Below are 928 nucleotides of genomic sequence, written 5' to 3'. Positions count from 1 at the left end.
GTTGATTCTTTTTTTTCCGCGCCGCGTGTGCGAGGCGACGGTGTTGCAGGAAGGCGTAAGCAATCATAGTCATCAGGGTGTGACGATGAAGACCTTGCCATGATCGCCCTTCGAAGTGATCAAGTCCAAGCTCCTCCTTCAACTGCTGATGCGCCTGTTCGCAGATCCATCGCGCCTTGATAGTGGCGGCCAATGTGCGCAGATCCGTCGACGCAGGCAGGTTGGCGAGATAGTATTTCTTCTCCCCTGAGGCACGTTGCTCGCCAATGAGCCAGGCTTCGTCGCCGGGGAGATGCTGCTGACCCTTATCCCATATCCGCTGCGGAGGTCCGTCGGCGGTGCGGACACGGACAGCAGCAAATCGGGCTTTCAACCGACCTTTGGTCCCGCTGCGCCAACTCACGGTTTTCCATTTGGCACTGGCCAGCATTTGTTCTGCCGCAATCGATAAGATATCGGGCACGTGGTGCTTTCGTGGTTTCCCGCGGACTTTGGTGATCGGCCAAATGAGCTTCACATCGACCGGATACACCTTCAGGTGCCGAGGGATGCCGACGGCCCAAGCCAGTCCGCGCTCTGTTAGCCCTTGTCGAAATGGTGCGCTAAGTCCGTATCCTGCATCCGCCAGCACACATCCAAAGCGCACGTTGGCTGCCATCGTGCGGTCAATCTCGGCCAAAGCAATTTCCGGCTTGGATCGTGGCGTTCGGTGTTCGACTGGCACGCGAGCACGCTTCAAACGAGACACGTCGCTTGTCCAACTGTCAGGCAGAAAGAGACGCAACGCGACCATCACTGGCACTTCGCCGCGCGCAAGCGTCAAAGACACAAGCGTTTGGCAATTTGCCGTCTTGCCGAGAGCCGACGCGTATTGAGCTGCAACACCAACCGAGCGTTCGCCCTTCTTCGGCAATGAGGTGTCATCAAT

1 protein-coding gene is annotated in these 928 nt (G+C 57.7%); it reads right to left on the bottom strand.

All coding sequences use genetic code 11. The annotated features are described in order from the left end of the window. Positions 1 to 928, bottom strand: a 928-nt coding sequence (locus tag FNJ47_RS46250) for an IS701 family transposase (protein WP_163163461.1), incomplete at both ends; no start/stop codon positions are given.

Origin of the sequence: Bradyrhizobium uaiense (assembly GCF_010811875.1) — a bacterium.
Taxonomy (GTDB): Bacteria; Pseudomonadota; Alphaproteobacteria; order Rhizobiales; family Xanthobacteraceae; genus Bradyrhizobium; species Bradyrhizobium uaiense.
Note: the sequence above shows the minus strand (reverse complement) of the source record. Positions and strands in the feature narration are given on the sequence as shown.